Annotated in this window: 15 protein-coding genes; 8 read left to right on the forward strand and 7 right to left on the reverse strand. The window is 55.6% G+C overall.

The window, feature by feature from the left end; genetic code table 11:
* Positions 1–238 precede the first annotated feature (238 nt).
* The 5 genes from VFA76_06190 to VFA76_06210 are packed head-to-tail and all read left to right on the forward strand — an operon-like array spanning position 239 to position 7,379.
* Positions 239–3,601, forward strand: coding sequence for a TonB-dependent receptor (locus VFA76_06190; GenBank protein HZR31424.1), 3,363 nt, complete (start codon positions 239–241; stop codon positions 3,599–3,601).
* A 4-nt stretch (positions 3,602–3,605) separates the two neighbouring features.
* Positions 3,606–4,580, forward strand: a complete 975-nt coding sequence (locus VFA76_06195) for a sugar phosphate isomerase/epimerase (GenBank protein HZR31425.1) — start codon at positions 3,606–3,608, stop codon at positions 4,578–4,580.
* A 41-nt stretch (positions 4,581–4,621) separates the two neighbouring features.
* Positions 4,622–6,439, forward strand: coding sequence for a tetratricopeptide repeat protein (locus VFA76_06200; GenBank protein ID HZR31426.1), 1,818 nt, complete (start codon positions 4,622–4,624; stop codon positions 6,437–6,439).
* A 5-nt stretch (positions 6,440–6,444) separates the two neighbouring features.
* On the forward strand, positions 6,445–6,951 hold the full coding sequence (locus tag VFA76_06205; protein HZR31427.1) for a DMT family transporter: 507 nt from the start codon (positions 6,445–6,447) through the stop codon (positions 6,949–6,951).
* A gap of 11 nt (positions 6,952–6,962) precedes the next feature.
* Positions 6,963–7,379, forward strand: a complete 417-nt coding sequence (locus VFA76_06210) for an EamA family transporter (protein ID HZR31428.1) — start codon at positions 6,963–6,965, stop codon at positions 7,377–7,379.
* 31 nt (positions 7,380–7,410) lie between these two features.
* Here the strand turns inward: VFA76_06210 and VFA76_06215 are convergent, their stop codons facing one another.
* The 5 genes from VFA76_06215 to VFA76_06235 form a co-directional block, all read right to left on the reverse strand.
* Entirely contained in the window at positions 7,411–9,951 is a 2,541-nt protein-coding gene (locus VFA76_06215; GenBank protein HZR31429.1) for a TonB-dependent receptor, read from the reverse strand.
* A gap of 172 nt (positions 9,952–10,123) precedes the next feature.
* On the reverse strand, positions 10,124–10,342 hold the full coding sequence (locus VFA76_06220; GenBank protein HZR31430.1) for a hypothetical protein: 219 nt from the start codon (positions 10,340–10,342) through the stop codon (positions 10,124–10,126).
* A gap of 267 nt (positions 10,343–10,609) precedes the next feature.
* A complete protein-coding gene (locus VFA76_06225) occupies positions 10,610–12,091 on the reverse strand; it encodes a M56 family metallopeptidase (protein HZR31431.1) in 1,482 nt (493 codons plus the stop codon).
* Positions 12,092–12,639: 548 nt separating this feature from the next.
* The gene (locus VFA76_06230) at positions 12,640–14,490 is read right to left on the reverse strand and encodes an ABC transporter ATP-binding protein (protein HZR31432.1); all 1,851 of its coding nucleotides are present in this window, start codon (positions 14,488–14,490) and stop codon (positions 12,640–12,642) included.
* A gap of 84 nt (positions 14,491–14,574) precedes the next feature.
* Complete coding sequence (locus tag VFA76_06235) at positions 14,575–15,726, reverse strand: aminotransferase class I/II-fold pyridoxal phosphate-dependent enzyme (protein ID HZR31433.1); 1,152 nt, start codon at positions 15,724–15,726, stop codon at positions 14,575–14,577.
* A gap of 190 nt (positions 15,727–15,916) precedes the next feature.
* Between VFA76_06235 and VFA76_06240 the strand changes: the two genes are divergently transcribed.
* On the forward strand, positions 15,917–16,189 hold the full coding sequence (locus VFA76_06240) for a hypothetical protein (GenBank protein HZR31434.1): 273 nt from the start codon (positions 15,917–15,919) through the stop codon (positions 16,187–16,189).
* Between the two features lie 30 nt (positions 16,190–16,219).
* Here VFA76_06240 and VFA76_06245 read toward each other — a convergent pair whose 3' ends face one another.
* Complete coding sequence (locus VFA76_06245; GenBank protein HZR31435.1) at positions 16,220–16,870, reverse strand: hypothetical protein; 651 nt, start codon at positions 16,868–16,870, stop codon at positions 16,220–16,222.
* A 9-nt stretch (positions 16,871–16,879) separates the two neighbouring features.
* Complete coding sequence (locus tag VFA76_06250) at positions 16,880–18,376, reverse strand: M48 family metallopeptidase (protein HZR31436.1); 1,497 nt, start codon at positions 18,374–18,376, stop codon at positions 16,880–16,882.
* A gap of 186 nt (positions 18,377–18,562) precedes the next feature.
* Between VFA76_06250 and VFA76_06255 the strand changes: the two genes are divergently transcribed.
* Positions 18,563–19,963, forward strand: coding sequence for an APC family permease (locus tag VFA76_06255; protein ID HZR31437.1), 1,401 nt, complete (start codon positions 18,563–18,565; stop codon positions 19,961–19,963).
* Between the two features lie 117 nt (positions 19,964–20,080).
* Positions 20,081–21,706, forward strand: coding sequence for an NAD(P)/FAD-dependent oxidoreductase (locus VFA76_06260; protein ID HZR31438.1), 1,626 nt, complete (start codon positions 20,081–20,083; stop codon positions 21,704–21,706).
* Positions 21,707–21,731 lie beyond the last annotated feature (25 nt).

Genomic DNA, 21,731 nt, shown 5'->3' on the forward strand with positions numbered 1-21,731 from the left:
CCAGACACTCTAACCGATTAGCTGTCAGGACTTCTTTGGGATTTCAGTGAATCACCTGCTCCAATCTCCTTGTAGGTAGTGGGCGTGAGTCCGTAAAACCAAAAAATGCTTGACAACTCCGCACAAGCCAGTATAAAAGCGCCGATAGTTTGTCGTGTGGGCAGCGCTGCAAAATCCGAGATAAGCGGTTAGTTCCTCCGGCCTGTTTGGAAGATAGGGGTTTTTCGCGGCAGCTGCGATGTTGGCCACCATTCAGGTGAAGAAAGAGGGGCGCGCAATGCGGATTTTCGATTACATACGTCTTCGTAAGTTCCTGGCTGTCGCATTGTCAGTGTTGGTCCTCACCGGTATTTTGATCGCGCAAATTGACACTGCCAGCATCGTGGGTACAGTTAAGGACCCTAGCGGCGCCGTGATTCCCAGTGCCAAAGTTGCCGTCACCAACCAAGCTACCGGAGAGACGCAGACCGTTACCGCGAGTTCCGACGGTAACTATGTATTTCCGTATCTCAGAGTCGGCAGCTATACCATGTCCGTGGATGCTTCCGGGTTCAAGAAATCCAACATCAGCAACATCGTGCTGAATGTGCAGGACCGCAAACAGCTGGATGTGCAAATGCAGCTGGGCGCGGCGGAAGAGAAAATCGAAGTCACTACCGCGGCGCCGCTACTCGATACACAGACGGCGGACGTAGGACACGTGGTGGACGCGCAACAAGTTCGCGATTTGCCGCTGAACGGACGTCGCTACGACCAGCTTTCATTGCTCACCGCCGGAGTGAATATCCCCAGCGCTTCCTTCCAGCAGCGTGCGGAAGGCGTTTTCAGCGTCAACGGGAACAGTTCAACGCAAAATAATTACGTTATTGATGGCGCCGACAATAATTCTTTCACCACGAATCTGCAGGACCAGAGCGCCCAGACCGTCCAGCCGGCAGTTGATTCGCTGGCCGAATTCAAATTGCAAACCCGCGACTACGACGTGGAATACGGGCGCAGCGCCGGTGGTGTTATTAATGCGTCGCTGAAGTCGGGCACAAACAAGATTCATGGCGATGTTTATGAGTTTCTCCGCAACGACAAACTCGATGCCAACGACTACTTTTTGAACCGCGCCAACCAGCCCAGAGCTTCCTTCCAGCAGAATCAGTTTGGCGTCACAATTGGCGGTCCCATTCGAAAGGACAAGACTTTCTTTTTTGGCAACTGGGAGGGAACCCGAATCCGGCAGGGAACCACTCTGGTCGGCACGGTTCCCACTCCTCTGATGCGCCAGGGAAACTTCAACGAACTCGGGCCAGCTCCCACCTCGCCTTCAATCGCGCCATTGGCAGCGTTTTCCGGGTGTATCAATGCGGGCATTGTCCAGCCGAGCTGCATTGACCCCGTCGCACTCAAGCTCTTCAATCTCTACCCCCTGCCCAATACGAATCGCGCGCAAGAAGGGGTGGTGGGAGGATTCTCTGGGAACAATTATGTCGCCAGCCCGAAGGTATCGCGCAACTCTGATGAGGTCGGTGGGCGTATAGACCATCGCATCAGCAATTCGGACAATGTTTACGGGCATTTCATCCTCTACGACTTGCGCTTGTTCCGGCCCGGCATCTTTACCGAGGTGAACCCCATCGCGGATGGCACCTCGGATTCGACTCAGGGACGAAATCTCGACCGCGGAACCAGCGTAACCGCGGCTTGGGTGCACATACTTAATTCATCGCTCGTCAATGACGCCCACTTTACGTTCAATCGCGCGGCTTCGCACTCGCAGCAAGCTCCTCTTGGCAAAAACGTTTACAGTCAATTCGGGCTGACGGGTATTCCGGATTTCGGCTCATCCATAACTGGCGGCTTGCCGGAATTTGATATCGCTGGGTTCTCGCAGCTGGGAAGCCCTCGCTGGCTGCCGCAGAATCAGTTCGCCCAGATTTGGCAGCTTAGAGACGCGGTTACCTACATCAAGGGCAGTCACACCCTCAAGATGGGAGTTGAGTGGCGGCGGGATTCGGTTAACTTTCTCGATCTGTGCTGCAACCGTGGCGCCTTCAATTTCAGCAGTCAGTACACGGGGCAAGGCATTACCGATTTTCTGCTCGGATTGCCGCAGTATGACGCTCTCGAAAACCTGAATATTGCTCACATCTACAGAAACGGTCTTAACTGGTTTGTGGGAGACAATTGGCGCACCAGTCACCACCTGACTATCAATTACGGCGTCCGCTACGAATATGCAAGCCCGCTGTTCGAACGTGACAACCACGCCACCAACTTCGACCCGAAACTGCGGGGCGGACAGGGAGGACTCTTCACCATCCCATCCAATGCCTCTGGCACATTCGAAAGGACCACAGTTCACCCTCAGCGGCATAATTTCGCACCGCGGGTCGGCCTCTCTTACGCAATTACACCCAAGCTGGTATGGCGCGCAGGAGCCGGGGTTTATTTTGAGAACTATTACCGCTACGGAAGTGAGAGCCAGCTGGCGTTAAACCCGCCATTTCTGGCTGACGTTGAACAGAGCCGCTCGCAAAGCGAAGCTCCGGCCATGTTTCTTAAGAACGGCTTCCCGGCAAATTTCCTGACACCGGTTGATATCAATAACCTCGACCAGGCCAGTCAGCTTTTCATCCGTGCCATTGACCCCAACCTTGTGCCCTCAACCATCTATCAAGGTAGTTTTGGTTTTCAGTATTCTCTAACGAGCAATATGGTCGTTGAGGCGAATTACGTTTTCAATCAGGGACGCCATATTTGGAGCTTGACTAATGAAAATCAGAGCAACCTGATCACTCCGGGATCGCCGCCAGTCATCCCGTTCCCGGATTTTCGCCAGGATCGAAGTGTTCCGCCCTCTGCCACCGGCCCGACCTATATTGAGTGGCTGGAAAGCGCCTCCAATTCGAACTACAACGCCCTTCAGCTTAGCGCTGACAAAAAGATGTCGCGGGGCCTCGCCCTCCACATGGCATACACCTGGAGCAAAGCTCGGACCCAGGTCAGTGATTTTGAAGCTGGTACCCGTGGAATCCAGGACCGCTATCGCCGCAACTTGGAGTGGGGGCTGTGGGACAACGATACGCCGCATCGCTTCGTGACCAGCTTTACCTACGAACTCCCAGTTGGGGCCGGGCACAGCTTCAACCCCTCCGGTGTTGCTGGCAAAATTCTTGGGCAATGGCAGCTGAATGGCATCGTCACTTACGCCAGCGGTCAGCCGGTTACGATCGGCATTCCGTTTGACACCAGCGGAACTGGATCAGGAAACCGTCCCAATTGCGTGGCCAGCCCCCACGTCCATCAGACAATCGATTCCTGGCTCGATCCCAACGCTTACGCCATGCCGGCGCAATACTTTTTTGGAAACTGCAGTCCTACACCCGGCCCGCGCACGCCTGGAGTCTCGCTGTGGGATATGTCGCTCTTCCGGCAGTTCCCCATAACGGAGAGCAAATCCTTCCAATTCCGGGTAGAGGCTTTCAATCTTTGGAACAAGCCGCAATTTGGACCTCCAAGCTCAACCATAACCAGTCCAAGCTTCGGCCACATTTCCAGCCTTGCCAGCCCACCGCGGCAAATCCAGTTCGCTCTGAAGTTTTACTTCTGAGCGCATGGGACGCGCCTTGGAGCGGCGGGAATTTCTCAGGGTAGGTGCCCTAGGAGCACTGGCCCTCGGGGTTCCGTCTTCAATTGCCTTCGCAGCCCCCAAGCCGCAGAAGTTTAAAATCGGCATGGCGGCCACAACCTGGCTTACGGAGACTGCGTCAACCGATTCTTATTGGAACGCCGCGCAAGCGATAGCCGCTCTAAATATCGGCGCAACCGAGGCCGATAATGGTGAAGCGCGCCTCGATTCCGCTTACCACAACAATGTATCCGCCTTCCGCAAGCGTTCGCATGCGGTTGGCGTGCGTCTACCGGGCGTCTTTCAGGCGTTGCCTTTGCACGACTCCCAGAAACTGCCGGAAATGCAATCGAAGGTGCGCTCGGTCGCGGGCTTTCTGCAGACGGCGGGTGCCGAATACATCGCTTTGGGGTGGGATGTACCCTCCTCTGCGCCCGGAAAACTCTACCAGCGGACCCCGGAAGACGTTCGCAACGCCATCAGCGTGATGGACAACATAGGTCGGCTCGCGCTGGAGGACTTCGGCATCGTGATCGCCTTCCACGCCGAAAGGGACATTCCTAAGCAAATCGTGTTGCAGGTGCTGGACCAGACAAACCCGAAGTACATACGGTTCTGCGCGGATGTCGGCCACCTCACGGGAATGGGGCTTAATGCGGTCGAGACTGTCAAGACCTATGCTTCCAAGCTGGCTGTGAGCCACTGGAAAGATTTCGATCCCAAGCTGCCAGGTCCCAGCTACTTAGGGGAATCGGGGACTGGGGACTTTGTTGAACTGGGCAAGGGCGTCGTGAACTTCCCTGCATTGGCTGATCTGTATCGCGATATCGGCTTCAATGGATGGGTAATGTTGGAACTGGACCGCACTCGTGAGCCTAGCATTGAAGCCAGCGCGCAAGAGATGAAGGCCTACGTGACTGACCGCCTCAAGCTTCGCATGTACCCACGCAAGGCTAAGTAATTGTCTGGTAGAGTCGAGGCGGAACCTCTTTATCCGCCCTCATGGCCCATCCCCGTCCAATCCTCCAGCGTTTTTCGAACCTCTGGATCGGGCTGGCGTTCTTGTTGCTGGGCTTGGTGAGTATTTGCAGTGCGCAACAGCCGAATATATTGCGTTCCGCGCAGCAGGCACTCGAGTCAGGTGACATTCCCGGAGCGATTCGTATGCTCGAGGACTACCGGGGCACCCATTCTCGCAATCCGGACGTTTACAACCTTCTTGGCATAGCTTATGGCCGCGGCGGGAATGGCGAAAAGTCGCTTGCCATGTTTCAGAAATATGCGCGTCTGCGGCCCGGCCGGCCCGAGGCATACAACAATTTAGGCGCGGCTTACCTTCATCAAGGCGATGCCAAGCATGCCGAGGCTGCGTTTCGTCAAGCGCTTGCTCTTAACACGGCTGACGTGAATGCCCTCTACAATTTGGGAGCACTACTCAATAGCGCCCACCGATATGCGGATTCTCGGGCTCTGCTTGGGCGGGCATACCGGCGTGACCATTCCGCGGCCATCACCTACGAGCTTGCTGTGGCAACCGCCGGAATCGGTGATCGCAAAGGCGCTCTGCGCCTTCTCAGCTCGGCCGCACTTCCAGCCGGAGAAGATGGAGTGCCGTGGTTAAGGCTGATGGGAACGCTCAGCTTCGATGAGGGTGATATTCCTGCCGCGTCCACAGTGCTGGAAAAGGCCGTCGCTCTCGTGCCCGATGACCGTCAGTCCCTGTACGCATTGGCGTTGGTACGCCTGAAACAAGGCCGAACTGATGATGCCGTCACATTGATGGACAAGAGCATGCAAGATCTAAGCCCAGATGTCCGCCATGTGCGGGAGGGAACAGTGCTGGCGTCTTACCGTGCGTACACGCAGGCACTAGATGTTTTCCAGAAAGCCACGCTTGAAGACCCCGGCTCTTACGACGCTTTTTACAATCTGGCTGTTTTGCGGCTGGAGCAAACCAAAGACCTCGCTGCAAGCCTTCAAGCGGCGCAACGCGCCCTCGCTATCAAGGACACAGGTGAAGTCCATGATCTTTTGGGTGACATTTACGAGGCCAGGCGCGAATACAAAGACGCTCTTGCCCACTATCAGGAAGCTGTCCGCCTTACTCCCGCAAGCGACAAGTTTGCATTTGACCTCGGAGCTGAGCTTCTTCTCCATGAGAATTTCGCTCCCGCAGAAAGCGTCTTTCATGCTGCAGAGGCGCGGTTCCCCAAGTCAGCGAAAGTTTTGGTAGGGCTGGGAACATCTCAGTTCCTTGGTGGCAAGACGGCAGAGGCGGTCAATTCATTTCTTAAAGCAGTGGACCTGGATCCTACGTTCGAACCGGCATACATTTTTCTCGGCGAGGCGTTCAGTTTTTCAGGTGCTCGAGCCGGTGATGTCGCTGCGAAATTGGCCTATTTTGCTGGCAAGAGGCCTGACAGCTTCAGCGTCCAGTATTATTACGGCTCCGCATTAGTGAAGCAGATGGATGACGATAAGAATACAACTCATGCGCAACGAGCAAAGACGGCGCTGGATCGTGCCGCGGTTTTGCACCCAGGTGACGCGCGAGTCTATTACCAGATGGGAGAATTGTCCCGATTGGAAAAACGATTGCCTGATGCCGTGGCTCGCTATGAAAAGGCTATAGCGATGGACCCCAACTTTCCGGAGCCGCTATACAGAGCTGGGCAGGCATATGTCCGTCTTGGTCGCCAAAAAGAAGCCAAAGAAATGTTTGCCCGACACCGCGAAGTTCTCGCCAAGGCGCAAGCGAACCTGGAACATCGCACCTCAGAGATCCAAAGTTTCGTCCTCAAGATGAAAGGCGCGGAGTAGATTCCATGACGCTTGAAGGTGCAACTCAACCACTAGAACCCGGCCAGCGCCCAGTTAGTGCTGATTCGGGAATCATTATCAAAACGCTTTCGCATTTCAGGCAGAAGTGGTTTGTCTGCTCCTTTCTGGCGGTGCTGTTGTGGGGAGCATGGGCGTTGTGCTCAAAACTCGGCTCCAATTATTTATCAGCCAGTGCCATGCAGTTTTTCTTCGCGGTGGGCGCTGCTCCGGTCGCCATCGCACTCCTGATCAAGCGTCGCGGTCAAATGGAAAAAGATTCGCTTGGAATTTTCTATGGCGTGGCGAACGGTCTGCTTTCCAGTGTGGGAAATCTGGCATTGGTCGCTGCCTATCGCAGTGGCGGGAACACGGCGGTGATTACCACCGCGACGTCGCTGTATCCGATGATTACAGTGCTGTTGGCGATCACCGTCCTGCGCGAGCGGCTAACCCGTAAACAGATATTGGGACTGGGCTTTGCGGTCGCGGCAATGGTGATCTTCTCTCTTTAGATGGAGTGCGTATGCACGTAGCTCCGTGGTTCTGGTTCTCGGTGGCGGTGCTGCTTTCATGGGGCGTCGTAGGCCTGCTGCAAAAGCTGTCCACCAACCGTCTGTCTGGCGAATCGGCTACCATCTGGTTGATCGTCGGCTTCCTCCTGTTTCAACCCTTGATTTTTCCGGGAAAGGCGGCGCTCGAAGTTTCCTTTTATGCTGCCGTTCTCGGCGTGCTGGGTGGGCTACTGAATTCCCTGGGCGCGTGGGCGCTGCTGGAGGCGATGCATAGTGGCGGGAAAGCTTCGGTAGTAGCGCCTTTCACGGCAATGTATCCCATCGTAGTTGTCCTGGTCGCCCCCTTGCTGCTGCACGAAACAGTGACCTTACTGCAAGGCCTCGGTGTCCTCTGCGGGTTAGCGGCAGTGGCTCTCCTTTCATCATAAAAACCGCCACAGGGCCAAAGAGTAATCAACACTAGAAACGGTATCTCACAGATAGCTGCACTGTTCTCCCCGGCAGTGCCGTAGATGGAAGTCCGAAAAAGGGAGAACTCTGTACCCCGATGAAGTTGCTGAAATTGGCATGATTAATTGCATTGAAAAAGTCCGCGTTTAATTCACAATTGTCCGCATGTCCCTCGCGGCTCAGCGCTCGAGGAACGCGAAATAATTTTGTGAAGCGCAGATCAAGCTGCACAGTTCCGGTCCCTTGCCCTTGATTACGCGTAATTCCCCACGGGCGGTCATTTGCCACCGTGTCGCCGTTCGTATCGAAGCCGGTGGTGATGTCAAATGGAGCGCCACTAGAAAGAGCAAGCACCGTTCCTACTCTTGTAGAGCCCGGCAAATTCACCACGCCGGTCAAGCTGAAACGATGCCGGCGATCAAAATCGGCACGGCCTCGTTCCGCCCGCAAATCGTAATTGTTTGCCGGCAGGCTGAAGATCCCGCTGGTGTCGTTAGTCGTGTGGGATAGATTGTATTGTGCCATCAGGTAAGCACGTCTTCCTACCCGCCCCCGAAAACTCACGCTCAGGCCTGCGCTTCGCATCATCGCGGTTGATTCGATCTGGTCCAGGTTAAGAAAATTCGCCATCGGGCGCACGCCGGTTTGGGGCAGCGGTGCGTTAATGTCGAGTGTTCTGAAGAGATGGACTCCGCGAAGAAAGTGGCCTTCTACGGTCAGCACCATTTGTTTTCCCAGTTGGCGCTCAATCCCGAGGCTGCTCTGTAAGACGTAAGGCGCCGTCAAATCGGGCGCCAGTCGGAAGATACTGGGCGGAGCGGTACCAGAGACCGGCAAACCATGGAAAGAGGGATTCGGGATCACCAACTGGCTTTGTCGAAGACCTTCGAAAAGCGCTGTGCGCCAGACAGCTATTTGCGGTAGGTACTCGTAAAAAATTCCTGCTCCGGCGCGGAAAACTGTCTTCTGATCGCCCGGAGCGTATGCGACGGAAATACGTGGCGCAAACTCACTTCGGCGATCGAGGTTCGATTGCCAGTCATAACGCAGGCCGAGAGCCACGTTGAGGTTGGGCCGCAGCTTAATCTCATCCTGCAAAAATCCGCTGACTATCTGTACGCGGAAGGAAAGCTGCGGCTCGCCCTGATTAATGATGAAAACATAAGGTAGTCCCTGAGCAAAATGGTTCAGGTCTGCAAACTGAAAGGTCCCCCCAAAATTTGACCAGTCGCTGCCATGCACCATCCGCGTCCAGTCGGTTGCACCGAAGCGAAATGTGTGACGGCCGTGACTGTAAGCCGCAACATCCTCGACTTGCAGGATATTTTCATGGGCAAGAGTCGCCGTCTGCGCAGACCCTCCGATAAATGCGCCGTTCACAACAATTTTTGCCGCATCCGGTGGAGACCCGCTTTGATCCATTTCCTTGCGTGCCATGAATCGAACCGTGTTCAAGAAATTCGGTGACAACGCCTGCTGATACGTGGCTTGAATACGATTTGAGCGCAATCGTGTAGCGATGCCTTGCGACGGAAGACTGAGCCCGCCGATCCCGTGATTCATTTCATGTTTGTCGTTGAAGCCATACAAGAACGACAAAGTGCGGCCTGGATTAGAGTAAAAATCAACTCGTCCCAATAGAGTTGTCCATTTTTGGCTTGTCGGTACGTTTGCCACAATTGGACCGGCGAGCGTGCGGGCATTTACCACCGCGGTCTCCTGATCTCCGAAATGCTGGCCGGAAACGAAAAACGAAGAGTGCCTCACAGCGAAAGGCCCGCTGAAGCTGGCTTCCCACAGACGCCGGTTCAGATCAGGCTTGATTCGGGCCAATGCGTTTCGGGAGTCAAATATTGAATTTCGCCCAAACAGGGCAAGATTCCCGTGAAACAGCTTCTGTGAGCCCGTCTTGGTTGTGATCTCAACCCGGGCCGTGCCCGGACGGCGGTATTCGGCCGAATAGGGATTCCTGTCAATGATCATGCGCTTGATTGCGTATGCCGGAACGTCGTCCAGTTGATCTGCCTCCAGACCGTCTACAACGATCGAGGGTCCAGCCGTGGCTGTTGCGGCCGGTACGATGAAGTTGTTCAGCAGCGGCAGCAGGTTCTGACTGTCGGTCGGAAGCGCGCGCAGAAAATTATCGTTTACCGTCACCGCACTTGCGTTGCCTTCGGGTGAGACACGATCAATTGCACTGCTGGATACTGTGATTTGCTCTCCCGTCGTAATTCGCGCGGTGATTTTCAGTTCGACGGAAGTGTTACGGACGATCACAGCCAGATCTGGACTCTGAAGGCCTTCGCCTGTGGCTTTGATTGAATAGGGCCCCGCTTCCACATTTCTAAATAAAAAACGCCCTTCCTCGTCTGTAAGGGTATGAAGCGATCGTTGTGTCATCCTGCTTGTCAGGGTCACCTTCGAGGAGGGAATCACAGCCCCGCTTTGGTCCTCTACAGTTCCCGCGACCTCAGCAATATTTTGTGCTGGACACACGCAAGCCGTGGTCGAGATAAGGACCAGAGCGATGTAACGGCCAATCTGGTTCATTGTTTTCCTTTCTCATCCGCTCCTGGGTAGAGTTAACCGCGAGCGGCGAAGGAACTTCCGAACAAACAACGCGAAAGAAAATCGAGTGCCGCCCGTTCAGCCCGACTCGGCCAAGGGGACGGCACTCGACTTGTCCTAAGTTACGGGACGTGAGAGTGGATGACGCGAAGGTCTAACCTTCGACGTTGCCGTCGCCATCGGGCCCCTGCTCCACGGTGTCAGGATCAACACCGGGCGTGTCGGAGCTGCCACCCTCATCGTCGGCTACCTGGACAATGGATGAAGTAGTTCCAGCGTGTGAGGACAGTTGATGCAGCGGCTTCTTCCATGCTCCGGAAAAGAGCGTTACCGCGAACAACAAGCCCAAAGTAAGTAGTGGTAGTCTCAACATTGTTAAACCTCCTGTGTTTGAAATAGCTGCTGTATGGTTGAAGTCTTAATTGATTAAGACGAAGTGTCAAGAAGAAACCAGAGTACCCAGTAATTTTGTGGCCCTGCATTTGCTCTTAATTGGCTAAGACTAAGAATCGACACAACTTGGTTTGTTGCACGTAAGCAGAATGCCGTAGGGAGGCTGCGCCCGAAAGGTTCGGCGAGTCCAGTTGTTCAACTTAGATTGGCGAATTTCGAGAAAAAGTCTGGGAGATAGGCGGTTGCGTTATTTTCCGTCTTTGGTTTCCGGTCCTTCGCCGGAGCCTGGACCGGCGCCACTCTGGGCCAACCCAATTCCGGTTATGACGGCCCGGATTGCGACGCTTTCCCAACTCGGCGCAGTTGCAGCACGGGGCAGCGAACTCGGAGACTCGTCCCATCCACCATGCCGGTTGGTGCCTTCCGAAGTTGTATCCGCCGCGGCGTGTGTAGCGCTTTCTTCGCTATCCTCAACCCGCCGCTCCCCACTCGCTGAGAGAGAATCCTCGGGAGGGGCAGGCAAATAATGTGTGGAGGGCCACTTTAAATCGCTTGTGTTAAGTGATGGTGACCCTTTTATGGCCATTCCTATTGACGGAGCTGTCGCTGACGAATGTGCGATGTGCCGGATCTTGCCGCGATGTGCAACACTCGACGCTCGCAGTCGTGTCGTGGAATTCTTTGGCCTGCTTTCCCCTCCCATGGGCCAGCCGAGACTGATACCGATACTGGGCAGCATCCATAGACCACAGGCGAACACCGACAGCGTACACATCGCGGTTATAGCCGATCGCATCCTTGAATACCTTACCGGTTCGTGTAACAGCGCCCGCACTCGAGTTGCAATCAAGGAAGCTGAAGAAGCGAAATCAATCGCCTTGGCGTCCTGGCTACCCAGAAACCACCAGCGAGCCAACTTGGCCAGGCAATCGGCGTAATCAAGACGGCGCTCTTTCCGCGCCTCCACTACCCCCTGGTCACACAGGAGCTCTCGTTCCCAGCAAAGACGGCGGTACGCAATCCAAACCGCGGGGTTAAAGAACATGATCTGACAGCTCAGAGAAGCAAGTCTGTCCCACAAATAGTCCCGCCTGCGAACGTGAATGAGTTCGTGCCGCAAAATGTCCGACAGCTCGTCAACTGCAATTTGGGGAAGGAGTTCTTCCGGAAGCAGCACTCGCGGCCTCCACCAGCCCGCCGTTGCGGGAGACCGCAGGCCAGGAAGGATTCCTAAAGCGCAAGATTTGACGCCGGCCTCGGCGCTCATCCGCTGAAACACGGCCTCCACATCGGGCGATGCCGGGCGGGCGCGGGCAATAAGGCGCTTCAGTCGAACCGATCGCGCACCGGTTTGCAACAACAACCCTGCGACTACCAGGAAGTAAACCCGAGTCAACCAGAAAGCAATGGAGTTAAGAAGAGGCGCAGAAAAGGGCGGAATCTCCCACGACTGCTGCATGGGGGTGTCGGCTGGGAGCATGGCAGAGCTTGCGTGGAGAGGGAACACGCTGTCAGTTAGAGCCGTAATAGTGGCTAAAACACGCAGGTGGAAAAGAGGCTCGAGCCATAAGAGAACCGTCACTCCGAGGAATGCCGCCCACAGCCGGAACCGGAGATGCGCGCTTGAAGAGAACCAGCACAACGTGCGTACCAGCACATATAAGCCAAGCACCTGCAGGAGATACGTCAGGCTGGCGCTGCCTGACCACACGGTGAAGTGGGTATGCATAAGACCTCGCTTCCGCTTTCAGCTCTGCTCTGAGGTATCGCCCAGCCACTCACTGGGCACTCCACCTCTACGTCCTACCTCTGCGTCGCCTCCGGATCAATTGTTCCAGCTCCTCCAATTCCGCGGGCCTGATGTGCTCTTCCTCCAGAAGGTTCACCACCAGTTCGGCCCCCGAGCCGCCAAAGAAACGACCCAGTAAATTCCTCACCGAGACCCGAGTGATTTGTTCCCGGCTCACTCGCGCGCGGAATAAAAATGCCCTGCCCTGGGGCCTGTGGTTCACCAGTTTCTTTTGCTCCATGATGCGCAAAAGAGTCTGGGTCGTCTTGTAATTGGGCGGGGGTTTTTCCCCAGAGGCATCAAGCACGTCCTCAATTGTGCCTTCCCCAATACGCCAAAGAATTTCTAAGAGCTTAAGCTCGCCTGCTGTAGGGAGCGCTACTCGGGCTACCGACGATCTGGCCACTCTTAGGATACTAAGATCGATTGGCCTGCTGGTCAAGGAGGCCAAGCCGGGCCACACGGTTCATAATAGGGCGGGCACCTACTTACACCCCGCGAATCAGGTCCACCGGATCGGGTATGGCAGGTTCTTTGTTGTCGGCGCTGGCGTCCTCTTTCTCCGCCAGAAAATCGCCTTCGCCCGGGGCCAGAAACAGATTGGTCTCCAACCCGTGCTGCCGAGTGTATAAATCGTAGTAGCGGCCGCGGGCGGCATATAGTTCCTGGTGCGTTCCGCGTTCAACAATTTCACCGGCCTCGACGACCAGGATCTGGTCCGCACGACGGATAGTACTCAGGCGGTGCGCGATTACAAAAGTCGTGCGCCCAGCCATCAGATAAGACAGTCCCTGCTGAATCAGTGCTTCCGATTCCGAATCCAGGCTTGACGTGGCTTCATCGAGAATCAAAATTCTCGGATCGGCAAGAATCGCACGAGCTATCGAGATGCGTTGCCGCTGTCCGCCTGAGAGCTTCACACCTCTCTCGCCAACGATCGTGTCGTAGCCGGTGGCGAACTTCTCCGCAAACTCATCCACGCGAGCGATGCGGCAGACGCGTCGGATTTCTTCTTCGCGGGCATTCGGACGAGAAAATGCCACGTTCTCCCGGATCGTGCCGTCGAACAGAAACGATTCCTGCAGCACGACCCCTAGAGCCTCTCGGTAAGAATCCAGTCGTACGTGATTGAGGTCAATTCCATCAATCAGTATGCGACCCGCTACTGGCTTGTAGAACGCGGCGATGAGGCCAATGATGGTGGACTTGCCGGAACCCGATGACCCGACTAGCGCCGTCACCGTGCCAGGTTTGGCGTCAAAGCTGACGTCTTTCAACACCGGCTTGTCGGGATCGTAGGCAAAATCCACATTCTCGAAACGGATTGCTCCGTTATTTTCATGAAGCTGAATTTTGCGTTCTGGGTCTTGGTCTTCCGGAGGTTCGGACAGGACTTCGTGAGTGCGCTCCAGGCCGGCAATTGCCTCAGTGATCTGCGTCCCGATATTTACCACCTGAAAAATCGGCGCCACCAGGTATCCCAGAAACATGGTGTACGTGAAAAAGCCGCCAAGGGTCAGCTTGCCGGCGATGATTTGCCGTGCGCCCATATACATGACCACGGCGCCGACGATGCCTATCAGCATTGCTGAAGATAGGCTCATCAATGAAGTGGCGGTGAGTGTCCGCAGAACGTTATTCAACAACCGGTGCACGCCCGCGCTGAACACGCCCTCCTCGCGGGCCTCAGCGTGATACCCCTTCACTACGCGCACGCCACCGAGCGATTCCGTCAGCCTTCCTGTAACCTCCGCATTGATCTTGCTGCGCTCGCGGAAAATGGGCCGAATCGTCGTAAATGCCTTTTTCAGGCCAAAGGAAAACAGTACGAGGCAGGTAAACGCAAAAAGCGTCATGGACGCACTAAGGCGCATCAGCACGACCAGAGCGATTACAGCGGTGAGCAGTCCGCCGGCGAACTCCACCAGCCCGGTACCGATCAGGTTACGCACGCCCTCAACGTCATTCATAATTCGCGCCACCAGCGTGCCCGTCTTGTTGGAATCGTAGTAGGCCACGGGTAAATGGCCAACGTGGACCTGCACCTTCTGCCGTAACTCAGTGATTAAACGTTGCGCCTCTTTGGAGAGCAATTGGGTTAGACCGAACGACGTTGCGCCCTGAATCAGCGTAGCGGCAAGGACCGCTCCCAACAGAGGTAGAAGCAGTTGCGTATGTCGTTTAACAATGATGTCGTCAACCAGGAATTTCGTGGAGGCGGGAAGCACCAATCCGGAAACCCGATTGATTGCCATGAGTATCAGCCCAAGCGCCAGCAAGCCGCGGCGGGGATAAATCAACGCCCACAAGTCCGGCCAGACCGTCTTCAGCTGTTGCATGGGCGCTTTTTTGGCCGAGCCTTTATCGGGGGTCGCTACGGGAGACGACAAGTTGACCTCATATTATGTGGATGAGTTGAGACGCTACTGGGTCGCGGTCATTTTCGCGAACGGCGCAAGGTCCCAGACACGCCAGAAAGCCTGCATCTCATCCGGAGTCCCAAAAGACACGCGCGCGTGGGTTGGGAAGGCAGGGAAGGGGCGCCCGATCCAAACATTGTTGTTGCGGAAATGTTCGATCACCTCCCGGGCTGGGCGGTGTGTCTCCATCATCACAAAGTTTGTATGTGACTCAATAGGTGTCAAGTGTCGCGATGCAGCTTGATTGAAGAACTCCTGGCGGACATTGGCATTCTTCTTCACAGAATCAGCCACCGCCTCGGTGTCATGCATGGCCGCGAGTGCCGCCGGCATCACGATTCCATTCACATTAATCCCGGTAATAAACGGACGCATGCGCTCGATGAGGGTTGGAGAAGCGATCGCGTAACCGAGCCGCATCCCTGCCAGGCCATACACCTTCGAGAATGTCCGCATTATGATCAGGCGCTCGTCACTCACTGGGCGATCGAGAAACGAAACATAGGAGGGCGGCCCTCCGGCGAAATGGTGATACGCCTCGTCTATCAACACGTAGGATGAAGCCGGAAGTTTGGCCACAAAACTCTCGAGGTCGGCGCGCGGCGTGATAGAAGCCGTGGGATTATTTGGATTGCAGATATACACAAACGACGGCATGGCGCCGGCGTGTGCCAGCATTCCATCGAGATCGTGAGCAAAATCTTTGGTTAATGGGACCGAGACCACCTCGGAACCGCTGGAGCGGGCATACTGTTCTATCGTTTCAAACGTGGGCAGTGCCTGGACCAGCTGCTTTCCCTTACCTAAAAAGGCCGCAGCTGCGACCCTGAGAATTTCTGTCGAGCCACATCCAAGTAACACCTGCGCAGGTTTTACACCGTGAAATGTGGCGATCTCCGATGTCAACTTGTCGTACTGCTTAAACGGATAGCGATTCGCGGAATCCAGCGCGATCCGCATCGCGGCCATGGTCTTCGCAGAAGGACCATAAGCATTCTCGTTGCTATCCAGACGAACTGGCCCGCCGGGCTGCGTCGCTCGCGCAGGTTCAACGCGAGCAGCCTGGGATGTTTCCCGCAGCGGCCACTGCATTGCCACCCCAGTGGCGGTCCCAATGCCAACAGTTCTAAGAAAGCTTCTGCGCGAAATGAACATGGCTTTGTGTCCCTCCGCTCCTACCGGCACCGGCCATTTATCTGGCCTTAACCGCGCCTGGAGTATGTGCGGCGTTTGGTGCGCGTATTCTACCCCGAGCGGGCTTCCGCTGGCAGATGGATTCTGAATAGGGTCAGAAAAGGCATTGTCTAATGGTGGGCAAATTTGGGCGGCTAGAATAGCGGGACGAATGAAGCGGATCATGGCCGTGGTAATGCTGGTGGCTGCTACGCTCTACATTGGAGACTATCTTATCGTTCGATCTCGAATTGCCATGAATCGCAGAGCTTTCGGCTCGGTAAGCGTAGAACCGTATTACGCTATCCATCAGAAGAATGGTAAGACTGAATACGTCTTCAAAGAGCCAGAGAAGCAGATCTGTGTTCGTTCATTGTTTCCGCACTTTGGATACGGCCCCTGCTGGTACATCGCCCGGCACAGCGAAAAACGCACCGACATATAGCTGTCCAGGCATTCCCAAGCAGGCGGTGCTTTAGAAGCGGAAGACGGGGCCAGTCGAAAAACGAAAATTATTTTGGGTATCGCTAAATGAGCGCGTCTGCAGCAAATCCACCTGCACGCGCCAGCCGATTACCGGTATCAGCCGGTAGTCGAGGCCGCCGCCAACAGCATCGCTGAATCCGAATTCGCTTACATGAAAAGTGGTAGTGCGCTCGTTAAAGGTCTCACTTATGCGAGAAAAGCCGAGCATAGCATGGGCGAAAGGGGTGAATTTTCCCACAGAAGCCGAGATCCTTGGCCCAAAGAGAAAATTGTGGAAATTCGTATCTGCCGTTCCCCGGGTGCGAATGCAAGGCAAGATGAACCCGCAGCTATGCGTAAAAGTCTGTGAGCCATACTGACCGCTAACATCGGCCACCAAGCCCACGTGTGGCAGGACCTTTCCTTCTAAAGACGCGTGCCAGCCGTTCAGGCCTGTGGGATTGTCAATGGTGATTAGGCCTGCATCTGGATTGGGCTTGGGGGCACCGAGGTCTGTGTGAACATACGAGTACCCCACGAACACATTGCCGCTGGTTGGAACCTGTGCGCTTGCGGCGAGTGCTAGCACAAAGATGATAAGCGCGAGCCCAACAATCCTGAGCGTCAGAATAACCTCCTTCGCCCCCGGGCGATGCTTCACCCAACAGGGTTACTGCAAGTGCAGGCTGTTGAGCATGTGCTTGTATGTCGATTGTAATCTGCCAAAGGTATTCTCCGGCGCCACAAATACTACATAGACAAAACCGCCCTGAGGACCGGGCAGCGTAACCAGCCAATCGTGCTCTGGGAGCGGCTGACCATTCTGCTGAACAGGCGAAATGCCTACAAGATTTACGGAGCGACCCTCCACACCATTGACTTTTATTTTTCTCGCTTGGCCGGACGCGTGCAACCCCTGGTTCGACTGTTGCAGACTCTGAATAAGGTCCTGCGTAGCCTGATCAATTGAGCTGGCATTGGGATCATTGGCTGCATTAATACTCACGCCATAAGCGATTGCGTTCTGTGCTACTCCGGCCGGCGGAGCGATAGTAATCCCTCCCGAGCTTAGGGTTCCGCCCGCCTGCCAATTATCGGGATAGTCGATCGATAGGCCGTCCCCCTGGAATTGCTTAAACTTCCCGCTAGGCTTGACCTGATCAAAGTTCACGCTCGAGATATCTGCCGTTCCGCCTCCGGCACTGCCTTGAGGGCTGGTATGTGCTGGCAAGTTCCCGGGTGTAGCTCCGCTCTGCTTGTTCTGCTTTGCCCAAATGCCCTGTTTCGCGCCATCTGCGACTTCCTGCGCCGTATACGCCTTAACTTTCGCAGCTTCCGGCTTGGCGCTGGCAAATTGAGGACTGTTCGTCATGAAATTTCTTTGCGGCCAGTCTTTGATCTCATTCTCCACTGCCTGGACGCGGTTGCCTGGATTGGGATGATCACTAAGGAACTGCGGCCCAGACCCCCCGCCCATCTTCTCCAGCTTCTCGAAAAAGGCCGCCATGGCGCGCGGATCGTAACCCGCCTTATACATGATGATCGCGCCTACGCTGTCGGCTTGAGCCTCGTCCTCGCGGGAGTACTTCATGCTCAGAATGCCGCCAGCAGTTTGCGCGCCCATGTTCGCCAGTGTCCCAGCTGTGCCCCCCAGCACGGACCCAAGAATGCCACCCACAATGCCGGCAATACCTTGCGCCATGCCCTGCTTCTTCATCGCTTTTACGGAATGTTGCATGTACACGTGCGACATTTCGTGGGCCATCACCCCAGCCAGTTCCGCTTCATTGTCGGCAGCCGTGATGGTGCCCACATTAATGAAGATTGGCCCGCCCGGAATCGCAAACGCGTTGATTTCTTTTTGCTGAATAACGTGGAATTCATAGGGCCAGGAATGCTGCGGTGGAATTACGGTCTCGAGCTTTTTACCCAGCTGCTGGACATACCGCACTACCGGGTGAGAGTCAGGCAGCACCGGCATCTGCTGATAAACATCAGCCTTGGCCTTTTGCCCGAGCTGTATCTGTTGGTCCTTGGTGATCCCACCCACGGAACCGGGATCCGGCAATTCGGGCGCGGAAACCGCGGCAATCATCCCATTCGGAAATACGAGAAGTACACTTAAAACCAGTCCCATCAATCGGATTGCAAGCGTGCGTTCTTTCATATTAAAGAAGATGCAAACTGCAGCACGCGGGGATGGGGCGTGCGCTGTAAAATTGTGCGCTTTCACTGGAGCGCGAGAGGCTTCCATCAGGGGTTCTCACTTTCAATGAGCCAAACCAACGGCCGAGACGAACGAACTCTCACCGCTCTTGTCACTGGACCAAAGCCGTTAACATCTCCAGCCGGATTGCACGCCCCGCGAAAGGCGATGGGCTTTGTTGACCTTGTCCTATTTTACGTGGTTACCGGGATCAGCTTGCGGTGGATTGCGACGGCCGCCACGGCGGGGCCAAGTGCAGTGGTCATCTGGTTTGGCGCGTGGCTGGCCTTCTACGTTCCATTGGCCCTTTCGGTGGTCGAACTATCTTCCCGTTATCCGCAGGAGGGCGGACTTTACGTTTGGAGCAAGCGTGCATTCGGCGACTTCTCTGGATTCATGGCCGCATGGACCTACTGGACCAGCAATCTTCCCTATTTTCCTGCAGTGCTGTACTTCGCTGCCAGCAACGCACTGTACATTCGCGGTGCCCATTGGGAACACCTGTCGGACCGGCCAGGTTTCTTCATAATTTTCTCCATCGTGGCACTGGCAACGGTCACCCTCATGAACATTGTCGGCTTGAATGTCGGCAAGTGGCTGCACAACATCGGTGCATTCGGAATGTGGCTGCCAGTGATGATCATCATTGTTATGGGACTGGTTGCCTGGTACCGCTTCGGCTCCGCCACCCATTTCAGCGTGGCGACCATGATTCCCAGCACTCACTTCAGGGACATCATCTTTTGGGCGACCATCACATTTGCGATGGGCGGCTGTGAAACTGCTTCGTTCATGGGCGAAGAAATCAAGGATGCCCGGCGGACGATTCCATGGGCGCTCTTCCTTGGTGGATTAATCGTGACGTTCTGTTATGTCGTGGGGACGATATCTGTGCTTCTTGCTCTGCCCAAGGAACGTGTCAACGATTTGCAAGGCTTGATACAAGCCCTTACCCAGACCGCGAGCCGAATCGGATTCTTTTGGGTAATTCCCGTCGCAGCAGTGCTCATCGCTCTGAGTAACCTCGGAGCCGCCGGCGCTTATCTGACTGCGGTAGCCCGCCTGCCATTCGTTGCTGGGATTGACCGGTTTCTGCCGCCCGCTTTTGGAAGGCTTCACTCGCGCTGGCGCACCCCTTATGTCGCCCTCTTGGTTCAGGCAATCTGCGGTCTGGTCTTTGTTTTTCTCGGTCAGGCGGGCACCAGCGTTAAGGGTGCTTATGATGTGCTGGTACAACTTGGGATAATTGCCTACTTCATTCCCTATCTTTTTCTTTTCGCGTCTATGTTCAGGCTGCAAAGTGAACCGGCCAGCGCAGAGGTCATTCGCGTGCCCGGTGGTAAGCCCGTTGCATTCTTGATATCGATCGTGGGCTTCACCACTACTTCTTTGACGATCTGCCTTTCTTTTGTGCCCAGCGTCGACGAACCTAACAAGCTTCTAGCTATAGTCAAGGTGGTTGGACTCACAGCGGTGCTGCTCGGTGTCGGCTGGTTGATTTACTGGCGGGGGACGACCAGGAGAAGGTCGGCTGTAATGCCTGTTTAGCGTTCTCTACTTCCTGTGCCATCGCCGCGAAAGACCTGAGAAGGAAAGACAATTCAACGTCCTCCCAGTATTATGGCCGCTGCCTCAAGTGGTCTTGAGTGACACAGGCCCGCACCCATGGCATCCAAGCGCGACAACTACGACGTGATTGTCATCGGCGCAGGTCACAACGGCCTGACTGCTGCTGCCTATCTTGCGGGCGCAGGACTTTCCACCCTGGTGCTGGAGCGCCGCGAAGTTGTTGGCGGGTGCTGCGTGACCGAGGAAATCGCCCCCGGCTGCCGGGCATCAACCACCTCCTATATCGCCAGTATGCTGCGGCCCGAGGTCATCCGTGACCTCGAACTCGCGGCGCACGGCTTGCGAATGGTCCCCTGCGATCCCGCGCTGCAAGTGCCGTTTCCCGACGGCCAGTTGGTGCCCTGGTGGGCCGAGCGCGAGCGCACCGTCGCTGAGCTGCGCAAGTTATCGCCGCACGACGCTGTAACGTTTGTCCGAGTGGATGATCAGCTAAAGAAACTGGCTCGGTACTTGCAGCCCTTTTTCTTGGAGCCGCCGCCCGATTTTCAGACCAACGGTCTGCACGGCTGGCTGGAATTGCTGCGCGTGGGCAAGCGGTTTCGCGGGATCTCCGGCCACGAAATCGCGCAACTGGTTTCGTTCTTGACCGGCAGCCTGGGCGAATTTCTCGACCGTCAGTATGAGTCCGAAAAGGTCAAAACACTTTTCCTCGCCAACAATGTTTATGGCAAGCACGGTGGCCCTTATGATCCCGGCACAGCGCTCGGCCTCCTGTTCCACCTGCTCAGCGGCGGCGACTTTGAACTGCAAGGCTTCTACGGGCACGTGATCGGCGGAATGGGCGCAATTACCCAAGCAATCGCTGCCGCGGCAAAAAAGCGCGGAGCTGAAATCCGCACCTCCGCACCGGTGGCTCGAATTCACGTCTCCAATGGCCGGGTCCGGGGAGTGATTCTGGAAGATGGAACCGAGATCACCGCCAGCACCGTCCTCTCCAACGCTGATCCCAAACGGACATTTCTGGGCATGCTTGAGGCGAGCGATCTGCCACAGGATTTCCGTGACGCAGTTCGCGGCATAAAAATGGATGGCCCATGCGCGAAGGTGAACATGGTGCTGGCAGAGGAGCCGAAGTTTACCGGCACGCCAGTTGACGCCACTCCGGGTCAAAAAGCGCTCTATACTCTGGTTCCGTCGCTGGAGTTCGCTGAGCGCTGTTACGACATTTCTAAGTTCGGCGAGATTCCGGAAGAACTTTGGGTCGATTGCGTCGTAGCCTCGCAGGTGGATGACACATTGGCTCCGGAAGGACGCCACATCATGACCTGTTTCGTGCAGTACGTGCCGTACAAACTGCGGCACGGGACGTGGGACCAAAATCGCGAATTGCTGGGCGACCGGGTGATAAAAAAAATTGCCGAGTACGCGCCCAACGTGCCGAACGCGATTGTTGCGCGGCAAGTTTTAACTCCGCTCGACCTGGAACGAACTTATGGTCTGACCGAAGGCAATATATTCCACGGCGACTTGAACCTGGAACAGCTCTTCTTTATGCGGCCACTTCCAGGGTGGGCGCAATACCGAACGCCCATATCCGGCCTATACTTGTGCGGAGCTGGCGCTCATCCCGGTGGTGGCGTGACTGGCGCTCCCGGCCACAACGCCGCCTTTCAGGTGTTGCGTGACCTGCGCAAGCGGGGATTCCGTGCCGCGAGCGCCTGAATTTACGAATTTGCTTTCGCGTTGA

This window comes from Terriglobales bacterium (assembly GCA_035651655.1).
In the GTDB taxonomy this organism is placed as follows: Bacteria; Acidobacteriota; Terriglobia; order Terriglobales; family Acidobacteriaceae; genus DASRFG01.

Coding starts and splice junctions, on each gene's coding strand:
- VFA76_06205 (HZR31427.1), top strand. CDS start 6,445: ATGACGCTTGAAGGTGCAACTCAACCACTAGAACCCGGCCAGCGCCCA.
- VFA76_06225 (HZR31431.1), bottom strand. CDS start 12,091: ATGCATACCCACTTCACCGTGTGGTCAGGCAGCGCCAGCCTGACGTAT.
- VFA76_06230 (HZR31432.1), bottom strand. CDS start 14,490: ATGCAACAGCTGAAGACGGTCTGGCCGGACTTGTGGGCGTTGATTTAT.
- VFA76_06215 (HZR31429.1), bottom strand. CDS start 9,951: ATGAACCAGATTGGCCGTTACATCGCTCTGGTCCTTATCTCGACCACG.
- VFA76_06210 (HZR31428.1), top strand. CDS start 6,963: ATGCACGTAGCTCCGTGGTTCTGGTTCTCGGTGGCGGTGCTGCTTTCA.
- VFA76_06235 (HZR31433.1), bottom strand. CDS start 15,726: ATGTTCATTTCGCGCAGAAGCTTTCTTAGAACTGTTGGCATTGGGACC.
- VFA76_06200 (HZR31426.1), top strand. CDS start 4,622: ATGGCCCATCCCCGTCCAATCCTCCAGCGTTTTTCGAACCTCTGGATC.
- VFA76_06190 (HZR31424.1), top strand. CDS start 239: ATGTTGGCCACCATTCAGGTGAAGAAAGAGGGGCGCGCAATGCGGATT.
- VFA76_06250 (HZR31436.1), bottom strand. CDS start 18,376: ATGAAAGAACGCACGCTTGCAATCCGATTGATGGGACTGGTTTTAAGT.
- VFA76_06260 (HZR31438.1), top strand. CDS start 20,081: ATGGCATCCAAGCGCGACAACTACGACGTGATTGTCATCGGCGCAGGT.
- VFA76_06240 (HZR31434.1), top strand. CDS start 15,917: ATGAAGCGGATCATGGCCGTGGTAATGCTGGTGGCTGCTACGCTCTAC.
- VFA76_06195 (HZR31425.1), top strand. CDS start 3,606: ATGGGACGCGCCTTGGAGCGGCGGGAATTTCTCAGGGTAGGTGCCCTA.
- VFA76_06220 (HZR31430.1), bottom strand. CDS start 10,342: ATGTTGAGACTACCACTACTTACTTTGGGCTTGTTGTTCGCGGTAACG.